The sequence below is a fragment of the Aliirhizobium sp. YIM B11859 genome, assembly GCF_057163345.1.
On the sequence record NZ_JBXHAY010000010.1, the window covers coordinates 121,582 to 134,126 of the forward strand.

Below are 12,545 nucleotides of genomic sequence, written 5' to 3' on the forward strand. Positions count from 1 at the left end.
CCGGATCCTGCCCGCTATTCACCATCGGTCTGCTGCACGACGTAATCGATCTGGAACTCCTCCAGATAGAAGGATTCGCCGCAGACCAATGGGCGGCGATCGATCGAAAACAGCACGTAGTCGCGGATCAGAAGCGGGCTGCCGGGCGTGATATCGAGATGCCGGGCGATTTCGCCATGTGCCAGCCCGGCGCGGATCCTGCCCTCGACGCGGTGGACCGCGAGCCGGAAACGTTCGTCGAGAATGCGGTGGATCGACATCGATTGCAGCATTTCGACGGTGACGAGGCGTCCGAGTTCGGCCGAAAAAACGCGGCGCTCGACGCTCACCTTTTTGCCGCCGACGAGCCGCAGGCGATCGAGCGCATGCACCCGGTCGCCGGTATCGAGATGCAGTATCTCGATTTCGCTTTCGCTCGGTTCGCGTTCCGAAATGCCGATCAGCACATAACCGATCTCGGCGCCCTTGGCGGCAAGCTGCTCCTCGAAGGAGCGCACCCGCGACAATTCGATCGGCGCACTGAGCGAGCGGGGCGCGACGTAGGAACCGCTGCCAGCACGCCGGATGATGACGCCTTCGAAGACCAGTTGCTGCAGCGCCTTGGCGACTGTCGAACGCGTCGTGGCAAAATCGCGGGCGAGTTCCGGCTCCGAGGGGATGCGATCGCCGACCTGCAGGCGGCCGGCAGCAATGTCGCTGCGCAGGTGCTGCTCGATGCGGGCATAGATCGGCATAAAATCGCTCGGCGGCATATTGACCTCATCCCCGAAAGCTGCATAGTCAACTAGTCATTAATTGGTGCTACTGTATAGACAGGATTATGACGTGAAACAATGCTTTGATACGGTTCGCAAGTCAAAGGGACAGCGCCATGACCGGTGATGCGAGCCCTGTGGCACGGCCGGAAAAGATTGCGCGTCGTCCCTTCGGCGGTCGTTCCGAAACGCTTCTCATGCTCGTTTCGATCGTTGCCGGCCTGGTCGTCTGGCAAATGGTGGCGCAGCAATATTCGAGCTTCGTGCTTGCCTCGCCTGCTGCGGTTGCCGTCCGGCTTTCGGAGCTCATCGGAAGCGGCGAACTGCCGATGGCATTCGTTGCCGCACTCCAGCACATGCTGATCGGCTTCGTCATCTCCTGTGCCATCGCCTTCCCCCTGGGCTTCCTGATGGGCCGCATCCGGTTCGTGCATGACCTGCTCGATCCGATCGTCAACCTCATCTACGCTGTTCCGAGCGTCGCCTGGGCGCCATTCATCATGATCTGGTTCGGCCTCTATCTCGAGGCCCGGATCGCGCTTGTGGTGATGATGTGCGTCTTCGACATGATCATCGTGATCTCCAGCGGGGCCCGCAATGTCGACAGGAAGCTGATGAATGTCGGTCGTTCCTTTGGCGCAAGCGGCCTGCAGCGTACCTGGTATGTGCTTCTGCCCGAGAGCCTGCCCTTCACCTTCACTGCGCTGAGGATCGGTCTCGTCCGTGCCGTCAATGCGATGATCACCGCCGAGCTTTTCCTCGCTGCGGTCAATCTCGGCAAGTTGATGAAACAGGCTTCGGTTCGCTTCGACAGTGCCGCCGTGCTCGGAGTCCTCGTTGTCCTCAGCCTCACCGGGCTGCTGCTGCAGGAATTGCTGCTCATCCTGGAGCGCCGCATCTGTGTCTGGAGGCCGAACAAGTGACCCGGAAACAACGCTCGCTGGCGGTCAATGCGCTTGGCATCTTCCTTCTTCTCGTCCTCTGGCAGTGCGCCGGCATGGGGTTTGGCGAGGCGCTGCTGGCCACTCCGCTGCAGGTCGCGCCGGCAATCGTCGGACTGATTGCCGATCCCGATTTCTGGCCGGCGATCGGCTTTACCCTCTGGCAGATGTTCCTCGGTTATGTGCTTGCCATGGTCGTCGGCGTACCGCTCGGTATCGCCATGGGTCGCTCGCGCGTCGTCTACAGTGTCGTCAAGCCCTGGGCTTCGATGTTCATCGTCGTGTCTGCCGCCGCCATCGTGCCGCTGTTCATCATCGTGCTTGGACGCGGCGTGACCTTCCTCGTCTCGATCGTCTTCGTCGTCACCCTCTGGTACGTGGTGATATCGATGACCGAAGCGGCGCGAAACGTCTCGCCGAAGCTGGTCAATGTCGCCCTGTCCTTTGCCGCCAGCCCGTTCCAGCGGTTTCGTTATGTCCTGCTTCCGGCGCTGCATCCCTTCATCCTGATCGCCGCGCGTGTCGGGCTGGTGCATGCGCTCAGGGCCATGGTGACGGCTGAAATGTTCATCAGCGCCGGTTTCGGTGGGCTGCTCAACAATGCCGGCCTCGACATTTCGACCGCCAACCTGTTCGGCCTGATCGTCATCCTGATGGCGATCAGCATGTGTGCCACGCTCCTGCTGCGCACCGTCGCGGACCGGTCGGCGCCCTGGTACGCAAGCCGCCTCGGCGACTGATAAGGCACGTATTCACAACACCAAAGAAAAGGGGAATGACATGCTTGGAAATATCAACAGACGCAATGTCCTGCGCACCGGTCTTGCAGGTGCCGGCATGATCGCGCTCGGTCCGGTCTCCAGTGCCTTCGCGCAGTCCGGACGGGTGTTGAAGATCAACACGCTTGCCTCTGCCGCCGCCGTCAACGTGCCGATGCAGACGGCTCTGCGCATGGAATTGCAGAAGATCGCCGGTTTTGCCGCCCCTGAGGTTCGACCGACCGCAAAGATCCCGCAGATCGCCCAGGAAGTGATTGCCGGTTCGGCCGATCTCGGCGATGCCGATGTCGCCTCGACGCTTGCCGGTGCAGAAGCCGGTGCTGATCTGAAGATCATCGGCCTCTCCTACAGCAACACCTCGCAGGTCATCGTCGTCAATGCCGACAAGACCAAGAGCCTTGAAGACGTTGCCAAGAACGGCGGCACGATCGCCGTCAACAGCATCGGTGACTTCATGTATGTCATGCTGCTCGGTGCGCTCGCCAAGCGCAATATCGATGCCAAGTCGATCAACTTCGTCGAAATGGGAAGCTCCGGCGACCGTGCCCGCGCACTGCTTGCCGGCCGCGTCGATGCCGTGCCGATGCATGTCGAGCAGGCAGCCCAGCTTGCCGCCCAGGGCAATTACCAGATCCTCGTCCGTCCCTGGCAGGAATTCGACAACTGGTTTTCCGCTGTCATCATCTCCACCGGCGAATGGCTGAAGGCAGATGAAAACAAGGCCGCCGCCGTCGCGGTGATCAAGTCGGTGCTGACCTCCTTCCGCCAGACCAACAATGATTACGCCTGGTACAAGGCCCGTGTCGGCGAGTTTGCCTCTTCGAAGGACCTGAAGGCCGCCGGCGACGATTTCCTCAAGCCCGTCTGGCAGACCTTGACGACCGACATCAAGGCATTCCCGAGCGACATGGCGCCGCTCAATGTCGATGAATTCACCAAGGTCATTCCGGTCTACAAGCAGGCCGGCGCCCTCAAGGGTACCGTCGATCTCAACAAGGTCATCGACCGGACCTATCTTGAGCAGGCTCTGAAAGAACTCGGCTAATGGCGCATCTGTCGATTACGAATGTCTCGAAGTCCTTTGGTCAGACAGAGGTCATCGTGCCGCAATCGCTGGAAGTCGAGGATGGCGAGTTCGTTGCCCTCCTCGGCCCCTCCGGTTGCGGCAAGTCCACGCTTTTGCAGATCATCAACGGCCTCGTGCCGGCCGATACCGGCAAGATCCTGCTGAACGGCGAGGACATTACCGGCAAGACCGGCTTCGGCCGTGGCATGGTTTTCCAGGGCGCGGATCTTTTTCCGTGGCGGACTGCCCTGGAAAACGTTGCCTTCGGTCTGGAGATCATGGGCGTGGGCAAGGCCGAGCGGATCGAGCGCGCGCGGCATTATCTGCAGCTCGTGGGCTTGAACGGTTTCGAGAATTCGTGGCCGCATCAGCTGTCGGGTGGCATGCAGCAGCGCGTCGGCATTGCCCGCGCCTTCTGCATCCAGCCGAGCCTGCTGATGATGGACGAGCCGTTCGGCGCGCTCGACGTCCAGACCCGCGACATCCTGCAGGATGAGTTGGTGCGCATCTGGGAAGCCGAGCGCAAGATGGTGCTGTTCGTCACCCACGGGATCGAGGAGGCGCTTTATCTCGCCGACCGCATTCTCGTTTTCTCCAAGCGCCCGGCTCGGGTGCTGAAGGAAATCCGTGTGCCGTTTGCCCGGCCACGCCATGACGACATGAAACTGTCGCCGGAATTCCTCGAACTGCGCCGCGAGATCGCCGAACTGCTGCGCCACGATATTGAGATCTGAAGACATGGCCGACATGACGACTGCCACCCGCGCCTATGGTGCCGAACTCGCCAGATCCGTGGCCGCCATCCGCTACGAGGACCTGCCGGCCGATGTGGTGACGATCACCAAGCTGTTCACCCTCGACACGCTCGGCGTGATTGCCGGTGCTGCCAAGGCGCCGGGGATGAAGGAACTGGTCGCTTCGCTGGAAGCCTGGGAAAAAGGCGGTCTGTCGACGCTGCTGCTCGGCTCCAACAAGGTCAACCCGGTCAGTGCCGCGCTGGCCAACGGGGCCGCCGCCCACGCGCTTGATTTTGACGACCAGCACGATCCGGCCCGTGTCCATGTGTTCTGCGTCGTGCTTCCGGCGGTGCTTGCGGCAATCGAGGCCGAGGAGCGGCAGATTTCCGGGCAGGACATCATCCTCGCCGTTGCGGTCGGCGTCGAAGTGTTCTGCCGGCTCGGTCTTGCCTGCTACAATTCTCTCGGCAAGGGCTGGCATCCGACAACGGCGCTCGGCACCATTTCGGCCGCCGCCGCCGTCTCGAAGATCTTCCGCCTCGATGAAACGCAGACGCTGAACGCACTCGGGCTGGCTTTCGTACAACTGTCCGGCACGACCCAGTTCATCGCCGACGGTGCGCTGGCAAAACGTGTCGGTCCCGGTTTTGCGGCCCGTTCCGGCGTGCTTGCCGCGCATCTTGCCCGCAGCGGCATCACCGGCCCGCATCGTTTCCTCGAAGGCAGTTCCGGCCTGTTCAATCTTTATGAGCGCGGCGAGGTAAAGCCGGAGATCGTTGTCGGTGAATTCGGCACGCTCTGGCAGGTGCGCGACCTGTCGATGAAGCCTTTCCCCTGCTGCCGCTGCACCCATACGGCGATCCAGCTGGCGCTGGAACTGCGCAGCCAGGGCCTTACGGCCGCCGATGTGAAAAGCGGCCTGATCGAGCTTGGCGAGGTCAACCGCAAAATCGTCGGCGCCGCCTTCGACCGCGCCCATCCGACGCCGGTCGTTCATGCGCAGTTCAATGCCGCCTATGCCTTTGCCGCAGCGCTGGTCGATGGCGAAGTGACGATCCGCTCCTTCACGCCTGACCGCATTCGCGCCGATGACGTGGCTTATGCCGCGACGATCGACACCCGTTCGACGCCCGACTACGAGGAAACCGCCGTCGCCCCGGCCCGGGTTTCCATCACCACCCATGACGGGCGCGTATTCGCCGCCGAAAAACTGACGATGAAGGGCGCGCCGGACGAACCGATGAGCCATGCGGAAGTGCTGGCCAAATTCGCCTCCTGCCTGGAATGGGGTTTTGGCGCCACCGGCGCCCCGGTCGAGGAGCTGCAGGACTTCATCATGAGCCTCGACGGGCAAGCCGATGGCAAACGGGTCCTCGCGCTGTTCATGCAGGCGCGGGGGCGCTGAGAGACCCGCATGTGAGAAACAAAGGCCGGCCTGCGAGGTGATCGTCGCGCCGGCCTTTTTAATTTCGACGGATCAGGCGAAGGCATTGCGACAATCGCAAAAATTGCGCTCGAACTGCCAGCCTGATTACTTGACTAGTCAACTTGTCGCGACTACGCTCCGGGTCAATGCAGGATATGCTTTCAGGGAAAGACATGATGACAGGATCGAAGGGCGGATACAGGCTGGGTGTCGATATCGGCGGCACGTTCACCGATATCGTGATGATCGATACAAAGGGGACGGTGTTCTCCAAGAAGCTCCTGTCGACGCCGCATGACTATTCCGAAGGTATCGAGACGGGTGTGCGGGCGCTGCTTGCCGAACTGGATATCGCGGCCGACGAGATCGTCGAATTTGTCCATGCGACGACGGTTGCGACCAACACGATCATCGAGCGCAAGGGTGCCCGTGTGGCGCTGGTGACGACCGAAGGTTTTCGCGACGTCCTCGAAATCGCCCGTTTCCGCACGCCACGCCTTTATGACATCAACTACCGCAAACACGATCCGTTGGTCTCGCGCGAGCTTCGTTTCGAGGTCGCAGGCCGCCTCGATGCCGCCGGTGAAGAAGTCACGGCGCTCGACGAAAATGTCCTGAAACATATTGCCGATGAGATCAGGGCCGCTGGTGTCGAGTCCGTCGCCATCACTTTCATCAACGCGCATGTCAGCAACAGTCACGAAGCCCGGGCCGCTAGAATCCTGCGGGAATTGCTGCCGGATCTGATGGTCACCGCCTCGAGCGAACTCGTTCCCCAGCAGGGCGAATACGAGCGGTCGTCGACGACGGTGGTCAACGCCTATCTGCGCCCGATCGTGACGGCCTATGTCCGCTCGCTGCAGCGCCGCCTGGACGGGATCGGCATCGTTGCGCCGCTGATGATCATGCAGTCTTCCGGTGGCATTGCCCCGGCAGCCCTCGTTGCCGACCAGCCGATCACCATCATCGAAAGCGGTCCTGCAGCCGGTGTTCTCGGCAGTGCACGCCTGTCGCGCCATCTCGATCTTGGCGATGTCCTGGTCTTCGACATGGGTGGCACGACGGCCAAGGCGACCCTGACCGAAGCCGGCAGTTACGCGGTCTCTCCCGAAACCGAAGTCGGCGGCGGCCCGCTTCTCGGTGCGCGCATGGTGCGCGGTGCCGGTTATCCGGTGCAGGTGCCGACCATCGATATCGCCGAAGTCGGCGCCGGCGGCGGCAGCCTTGCGGCCAATGACGGCGCCGGTGGCCTGCTTGTCGGCCCGCGCAGCGCCGGTTCGACGCCGGGTCCCGTCGCTTATGGCCGCGGCGGCACGCAGCCGACCGTCACCGATGCCAATCTGGTTCTCGGTTACCTCAATCCGGGTGTTCTCGTCGGCGGCGAACTCAGCCTCGATACGGCGGCCGCCCGCAATGCATTCGCCGAACTGGCAAGCGGCCTGAAGCTCGAGGTGACGGAAACGGCCGAGGGCGTGCATCGTATCGCCAATGCCACCATGCTGCGCGCCCTGCGCGGCGTCAGCTCGGAAAAGGGCCGCGACCCGTCGCAGTTCAAACTTCTGGCAATCGGCGGCAACGGGCCGGTCCACGCCTGCTCTTTGGCAGAGGATGCCGGCATGGGCGAGGTGATCATCCCGCCGGTTGCGGGCCTGTTCTCGGCGCTTGGCATGCTGTTTGCCGATGTCGAGCATCAGCTCGTCGCTTCCTTCTACCGTCGCTTCGACGAGACGCGCGGCACAGAGGTTGCAGTTGCCGCCGGCGGCCTGATCGGCCGCGGCCGCGAGCTCCTGTCGACGCAGGGTTTCGATAGCGCCGTGCAGGACATCCGCATGCTGGTCGATGTCAAATATGCCGGCCAGACGGCGCCGCTGACCGTCGAACTGGATGCAGGAACCGCGTCCTTCGACGGGCTGGACGATGTTTCCAGGGAGAGCGCCCTGTTCTCGGAGATCGCCGAAAAATTCCATCAGCTGCACCAGCAGACCTTCGGTTACGCCTCCAGGGGCGAGCCACTGCAGTTCGTCGCTCTGAGAGCCATCTGCCGCGGCGTGCCGGAAATTCCGCGCATGCCGGCGCAATGCTCGCGCGGCAACGAAAAAGTTCCGCCGGCTGTCGAGCGCGACGCCTATTTCACCGGCCGCGGCTGGCATCGCGCCACCGTTCTCGGCCGAACGGCATTGCCCGAGGGGGATGACGTTTGGAAGGCAGGTCCGATGATCGTCGAGGAATACGACACGACCTGCGTCATTCCTCCCGGTTGGGAAGCACGGCGTGACGGCTGGAACAACATTCACGCCCGGCGCGTGGCCTGAAGGAGGCTCAGATGACGATCATCAACCCGATCAAGCGCGAACTCCTGAAGAATGCGCTCGTGACCATTGCCGATAATGCCCTTGTCATGGTGACGCGCACGGCGCGTACCGCCAACGTCAAGAACTCGATGGATTTCTCCTCGGCAATCTGCGACGCGGAAGGTTCGCTTGCAGCCCAGGGCATGGCTGTGCCGGTCCATCTCGGCGTCGTCATGCCGGCGCTCAAGGGCTGCACCGATTTCTTCGGCGGCGACATAACCGAAGGCGACGTGCTGGCTTCCAACGACCCCTATTCCGGTTGTTCGCATCTCAACGACATCTTCACCTTCAAGCCGATCTATGTCGACGGCAAGCGCGTCGCTTATGTGTCGCTTGTCCTGCATCATACCGATCTCGGCGGCCGGGTGGCTGGCGGCAACGCCGCCGATAGCCAGGAGATCTACGAGGAAGGCTTGCGCATTCCGCCGGTCAAGCTACGCGACGCGGGCCGCGACAATGCGGCCGTGTTCGGCATCATCGCCTCGAATTCGCGCGTGCCGGACCGCGTGATCGGCGACCTGAGGGCGCAGCTTGCGGCACTCGATGACGCCGGCCGCGAAGTGGAAGCGATCGCCCGTAAGCTTGGCCCCGAACTCTTCGGCGCCTATCTGGCCGATCTCATCCGCCATGCCGAGGACCTGACCCGCGCGTCGATCCTGTCTTTGCCCGATGGCACGACCGAATTCGAGGAGTGGAACGACGATGACGGTGCCGGCAACGGTCCGATCCGTCTTCATTGCCGCCTGACAAAACGCGGCGACGAAATCGAAGTCGACTATTCCGGCACCCAGGACGATACCGGCGGCGCCGTCCACTGCAACTGGGAATTCACGGTCTCCTGTACTTATGCGGCACTGCGCACGGTTCTGGCGGAAGAGATCCCCAACAATGCCGGCCTCTATCGCCCGATCAAGGTCGTCGGCCGTCCGGGCAGTTTCGTCAGCGTACAGTTTCCGGCAGCCGTCGGTTCACGCGGCCAGATCGGTTTCCGGCTGCGCTCGATCGTTCTCGGTGCGCTTGCCAAGCTATTGCCCGACCGTATGCCGGCTTGCGCCGGCGGATCGGAATTCGCCATCGTGGCTTCGGGCCTGCAGAAGGCGGCCGGTGGCGGGGATCGTCGCTTCCTGCATCTGGAGTTCCACAACAATACCGGCCTTGGCGGTGGACCGGATTCGGATGGCCAGGATGCCGGACCTTATTGCATCGGCAATCTCGCCAATGTTCCGGTCGAACTGATCGAAAGCGAAAACCCGATCCGCGTCGAGCGTTATGAATTCATCCCGAATTCCGGCGGTGACGGCCAGTTCCGCGGCGCGCTCGGCCTGCGTCGCGACTATCGTTTCCTCACCGATGCGGTTCGTGTTCAGGTGCGCTCCGACCGCTACACATCCAAGCCCTGGGGCATTTTCGGCGGCGGGCCGGGTGCCGGCGGCAAACTGATGGCCAATCCGGGCACCGGCAAGGAGCAGGCCCTGCCGTCGAAATTCATCCGCAATTTCGACGCCGGCGATGTGCTGAGCGTTGCCATGGCGGCGGCCGGTGGTTATGGCCCGGTCGAAAACCGCGATCACGTGGCGATCGAAAGCGACATCCGTCAGGGCAAGATGACGCCGGACCATGCCGAGCGCGTTTATGGCTACAAGACGCAACCGAAAAAGGTCGATGCCAAATGACAATCAGGGATGAAGGCGGGGTTTCTCCGCGCAAGGTAGCCGCGCGCAATGCCGCCTTCATTGGCATTGAGGGTGGTCGCGAAAAGCTGCTGACGCCGGCCTTGCTTGTCGAAATCGACACGCTGGACGCCAATATCGCCGACATGCAGGCGCGCTGCAGACGGCTCGGCGTGGATCTGCGGCCGCATGCCAAGGCGCACAAGACGCTGGCGATCGCCAGGCGGCAGATCGCCGCCGGCGCGGTCGGCATCTGTGTTGCAACGCCTGGTGAAGTCGAGATCTTTGCCGATGGCGGCATAACCGATATCCTTCTGACGTCGACCTTTGCACCCGGCGCGGCGCTGGAGCGCCTGGTCGAGGTGGCGAGCCGCTGCCGGCTGACGCTGGTACTCGACAATTCCGATACGGCCGGTGAGTTGGCGAAAGCTGCCTCGGCACACGGCATTGCGATCCGGGTGCTGATCGATCTCGACATGGGCCGGCATCGCTCGGGCCTGTCCGAGCGAGAGGATCTGGCCGCATTGGCACAGGTCATCGATCAGGCTGCCGGGCTCAATCTTGCCGGTCTTCAGGCCTATGCCGGGCATCTGTCGCACCGCCCGGATCTTGCCGCCCGAACGGCCGGTGCCGAAGAGGCCGCAACGCGCATCCGCATCGCACTGGAGGCAATCGAGCCCTTCATGCATGGCACAAAACCGGTCGTGACCGGTGGCAGCACCGGCGCCTTCCTCCAGGAGACGGCGCTTGACCTCTATACCGAATTCCAGTGCGGCAGTTATGCGCTGATGGATGCCGAATATGATGTCGTCGATCCCGATGGTTCGGCAACGCCGCTTTTTCCGACCAGCCTGTTTGCCGCCGTGCGTGTCATCAGCGCCAATCATCCGGGCCTTGCGACGACGGATGGCGGCGAGAAGCGTTTCGTCGCCAAACACGGCACCGCGCCGCTGATCAGGCGCGGCGGCCTGCCGGGCGCGAGCTACAAACCGACCAGCGACGAGCACGGCACGGTGACGCTTGCCGAAGGTGAGATCCTGCCGGTCGGTTCGCTTCTGGAGTTGCAGGTGCCGCATTGCGATCCAACGGTGAACCTCTATGATTTCATCCATGTCGTCCGCGGCGACATGCTTGTCGAGATCTGGCCGGTCGATGCCCGCGGCGCCTGAAAATACCGCCCGCCGTGAAGAAAATTTCATAAATGTCTAAATGACTAGTCAGGCTACTTGCCAAGCGAATGTTACTGAACTTTACTGGTGAAAGATGCCCGATATAGAGGTGTCGCCCAGTCACAAAAGGGGTCCAGAATGAATTTGTCTTCGATCGGTCGCCGCGCGGCGACTGCAATCCTTGCCAGCGCCGCTGCATGGCTTGTCGCCTTGCCGGCGCAGTCCCAGGAATATCCGAGCAAGGAAGTTCACATTGTCGTGCCGTTTGCAGCCGGCGGCTCGACCGATCAGCTTGCACGTATTCTGGCCGAACAGCTGAGCGACAAGCTGGGCCACCGCTTCCTGGTCGACAATGTACCGGGTGCCGGTGGCAATATCGGCATGGGCCAGGTCGCCCGTGGCGACAAGGACGGTTATACGCTGGTGCTGGTCAGCTCGAGTTTCGTCGTCAATCCGAGCCTTTATGCCAAGGTTCCCTACGACCCGAAAGCCGATTTTGCGCCGATCTCCTATATCGCCAGCGCACCGAGCTTCCTGGTCGCCAATCCGAGCCTCGGTGTAAAGACATTCGCCGAATTCCTGGAAAAGGCAAAAGCCGAACCCGGCCTCTTTTATGCGTCCCCCGGCATCGGGACCGCACAGCACCTGGCTGGCGAGCTGCTCAAATCGCAGGCCGGGATCGACATCGAACACGCGCCTTATAATGGCGCCGGCCCGGGCGTCACCGCCGTGCTCAGCGGCGAGGCGCCGGTCGGCTTCGCGTCGGTCCCCTCGGTGATCCAGCATGTCCAGTCCGGGGCCCTGATCGCGCTCGGCGTCACGACCAAGGAACGTTCGAGCTCTGCTCCCGACGTACCGACGATCGACGAACAAGGCGTCAAGGGTTACGAGGTCGATCACCTCCAGGGGCTTCTGGCGCCTGCGGGCACGCCCCAGCCGATCGTCGACAAATTGTCTGCCGCCGTTCAACAGATCGTTTCTGCACCGGAGATGAATGCCAGGCTTGCCAAGCTCGGTTTCGTGCCGGTCGGCAGCTCGTCTGCCGAATTTGCCAGGACGATCGATGCGCAGGTGACGAAGTGGCACGACGTCATCAAGTCCTCCGGCATCAAGGCCCAGTAAATCGTTGGCGAACCTGCCGGAGCAGATCGCTGCTCCGGCTCCGGAGATCTTCAAAATGACCAGATTACGGTCGGACGTGCTTTGCGGCCTGTTCCTGCTGGCGATCGCGATCGCTTTTGGCTGGGCAGCGACGGGTTATGAAATCGGAACACCAAGGCGCATGGGGCCGGGATTTTTCCCGCTGATGGCTGCCTTGATCCTCGGCGCGTTTGCGCTCGTCATCACCGTCAAGGGCGCTGTCGCAGGGCGAAGCGGGGATGGCGAACCGGTGTCGCGGGTGCCGTGGCTGCCGGGCCTTGCGATCATGGGCAGCGTCATGTTCTTCGGCGCAACGGCCTCCGGGCTCGGCCTCGTGCCTTCGCTCGCCGTCACCGTGTTTGTCGCCTCGCGGGCGGGAAACAACAGCTGGGTCCAGAGCCTCGTCCAAAGCATCGTGCTGACGGTGTTGTGCGCACTCATCTTCCAGCTTGGGCTCGGGCTGCAATTGCCGCTGTTCGGTCCGTGGCTGAGCACTATCTGAGGGACCGGA

The 12,545-nt window shown here is 62.4% G+C and carries 11 protein-coding genes; 10 read left to right on the forward strand and 1 reads right to left on the reverse strand.

Annotated features, from left to right (window positions below; all coding sequences use genetic code 11):
- Positions 1–14: 14 nt before the first annotated feature.
- A complete protein-coding gene (locus AC2GXZ_RS27965; RefSeq protein ID WP_483762525.1) occupies positions 15–752 on the reverse strand; it encodes a GntR family transcriptional regulator in 738 nt (245 codons plus the stop codon).
- A 119-nt stretch (positions 753–871) separates the two neighbouring features.
- Between AC2GXZ_RS27965 and AC2GXZ_RS27970 the strand changes: the two genes are divergently transcribed.
- The 10 genes from AC2GXZ_RS27970 to AC2GXZ_RS28015 all read left to right on the forward strand — a co-directional run bounded on the left by AC2GXZ_RS27970 (position 872) and on the right by AC2GXZ_RS28015 (position 12,536).
- Positions 872–1,678 (forward strand): ABC transporter permease, encoded by an 807-nt coding sequence (locus AC2GXZ_RS27970; RefSeq protein ID WP_483762526.1) that lies wholly within the window; start codon positions 872–874, stop codon positions 1,676–1,678.
- A complete protein-coding gene (locus AC2GXZ_RS27975) occupies positions 1,675–2,436 on the forward strand; it encodes an ABC transporter permease (RefSeq protein ID WP_483762527.1) in 762 nt (253 codons plus the stop codon). The genes AC2GXZ_RS27970 and AC2GXZ_RS27975 overlap by 4 nt, the downstream gene beginning before the upstream one ends.
- 40 nt (positions 2,437–2,476) lie before the next feature.
- The gene (locus AC2GXZ_RS27980; RefSeq protein WP_483762528.1) at positions 2,477–3,520 is read left to right on the forward strand and encodes an ABC transporter substrate-binding protein; all 1,044 of its coding nucleotides are present in this window, start codon (positions 2,477–2,479) and stop codon (positions 3,518–3,520) included.
- Positions 3,520–4,275: an ABC transporter ATP-binding protein gene (locus AC2GXZ_RS27985; protein ID WP_483762529.1), complete on the forward strand. Its 756-nt coding sequence runs from the start codon at positions 3,520–3,522 to the stop codon at positions 4,273–4,275. Before AC2GXZ_RS27980 ends, AC2GXZ_RS27985 begins: the two co-directional genes overlap by 1 nt.
- A gap of 13 nt (positions 4,276–4,288) precedes the next feature.
- Complete coding sequence (locus AC2GXZ_RS27990; protein ID WP_483762530.1) at positions 4,289–5,683, forward strand: MmgE/PrpD family protein; 1,395 nt, start codon at positions 4,289–4,291, stop codon at positions 5,681–5,683.
- Positions 5,684–5,880: 197 nt separating this feature from the next.
- On the forward strand, positions 5,881–8,016 hold the full coding sequence (locus AC2GXZ_RS27995) for a hydantoinase/oxoprolinase family protein (protein WP_483762531.1): 2,136 nt from the start codon (positions 5,881–5,883) through the stop codon (positions 8,014–8,016).
- 11 nt (positions 8,017–8,027) lie between these two features.
- Positions 8,028–9,728, forward strand: a complete 1,701-nt coding sequence (locus AC2GXZ_RS28000; RefSeq protein WP_483762532.1) for a hydantoinase B/oxoprolinase family protein — start codon at positions 8,028–8,030, stop codon at positions 9,726–9,728.
- Positions 9,725–10,894 (forward strand): DSD1 family PLP-dependent enzyme, encoded by a 1,170-nt coding sequence (locus tag AC2GXZ_RS28005; protein WP_483762533.1) that lies wholly within the window; start codon positions 9,725–9,727, stop codon positions 10,892–10,894. The genes AC2GXZ_RS28000 and AC2GXZ_RS28005 overlap by 4 nt, the downstream gene beginning before the upstream one ends.
- Positions 10,895–11,032: 138 nt before the next feature.
- Positions 11,033–12,016, forward strand: a complete 984-nt coding sequence (locus AC2GXZ_RS28010; protein ID WP_483762534.1) for a Bug family tripartite tricarboxylate transporter substrate binding protein — start codon at positions 11,033–11,035, stop codon at positions 12,014–12,016.
- Positions 12,017–12,071: 55 nt separating this feature from the next.
- Positions 12,072–12,536, forward strand: coding sequence for a tripartite tricarboxylate transporter TctB family protein (locus AC2GXZ_RS28015; RefSeq protein ID WP_483762535.1), 465 nt, complete (start codon positions 12,072–12,074; stop codon positions 12,534–12,536).
- Positions 12,537–12,545 lie beyond the last annotated feature (9 nt).

What these genes read in the sequence shown, in the direction of transcription:
- AC2GXZ_RS27985 (WP_483762529.1), top strand. Translation starts at nt 3,520, where the DNA reads ATGGCGCATCTGTCGATTACGAATGTCTCGAAGTCCTTTGGTCAGACA.
- AC2GXZ_RS28005 (WP_483762533.1), top strand. Translation starts at nt 9,725, where the DNA reads ATGACAATCAGGGATGAAGGCGGGGTTTCTCCGCGCAAGGTAGCCGCG.
- AC2GXZ_RS27965 (WP_483762525.1), bottom strand. Translation starts at nt 752, where the DNA reads ATGCCGCCGAGCGATTTTATGCCGATCTATGCCCGCATCGAGCAGCAC.
- AC2GXZ_RS28015 (WP_483762535.1), top strand. Translation starts at nt 12,072, where the DNA reads ATGACCAGATTACGGTCGGACGTGCTTTGCGGCCTGTTCCTGCTGGCG.
- AC2GXZ_RS28000 (WP_483762532.1), top strand. Translation starts at nt 8,028, where the DNA reads ATGACGATCATCAACCCGATCAAGCGCGAACTCCTGAAGAATGCGCTC.
- AC2GXZ_RS28010 (WP_483762534.1), top strand. Translation starts at nt 11,033, where the DNA reads ATGAATTTGTCTTCGATCGGTCGCCGCGCGGCGACTGCAATCCTTGCC.
- AC2GXZ_RS27995 (WP_483762531.1), top strand. Translation starts at nt 5,881, where the DNA reads ATGACAGGATCGAAGGGCGGATACAGGCTGGGTGTCGATATCGGCGGC.
- AC2GXZ_RS27990 (WP_483762530.1), top strand. Translation starts at nt 4,289, where the DNA reads ATGACGACTGCCACCCGCGCCTATGGTGCCGAACTCGCCAGATCCGTG.
- AC2GXZ_RS27970 (WP_483762526.1), top strand. Translation starts at nt 872, where the DNA reads ATGACCGGTGATGCGAGCCCTGTGGCACGGCCGGAAAAGATTGCGCGT.
- AC2GXZ_RS27980 (WP_483762528.1), top strand. Translation starts at nt 2,477, where the DNA reads ATGCTTGGAAATATCAACAGACGCAATGTCCTGCGCACCGGTCTTGCA.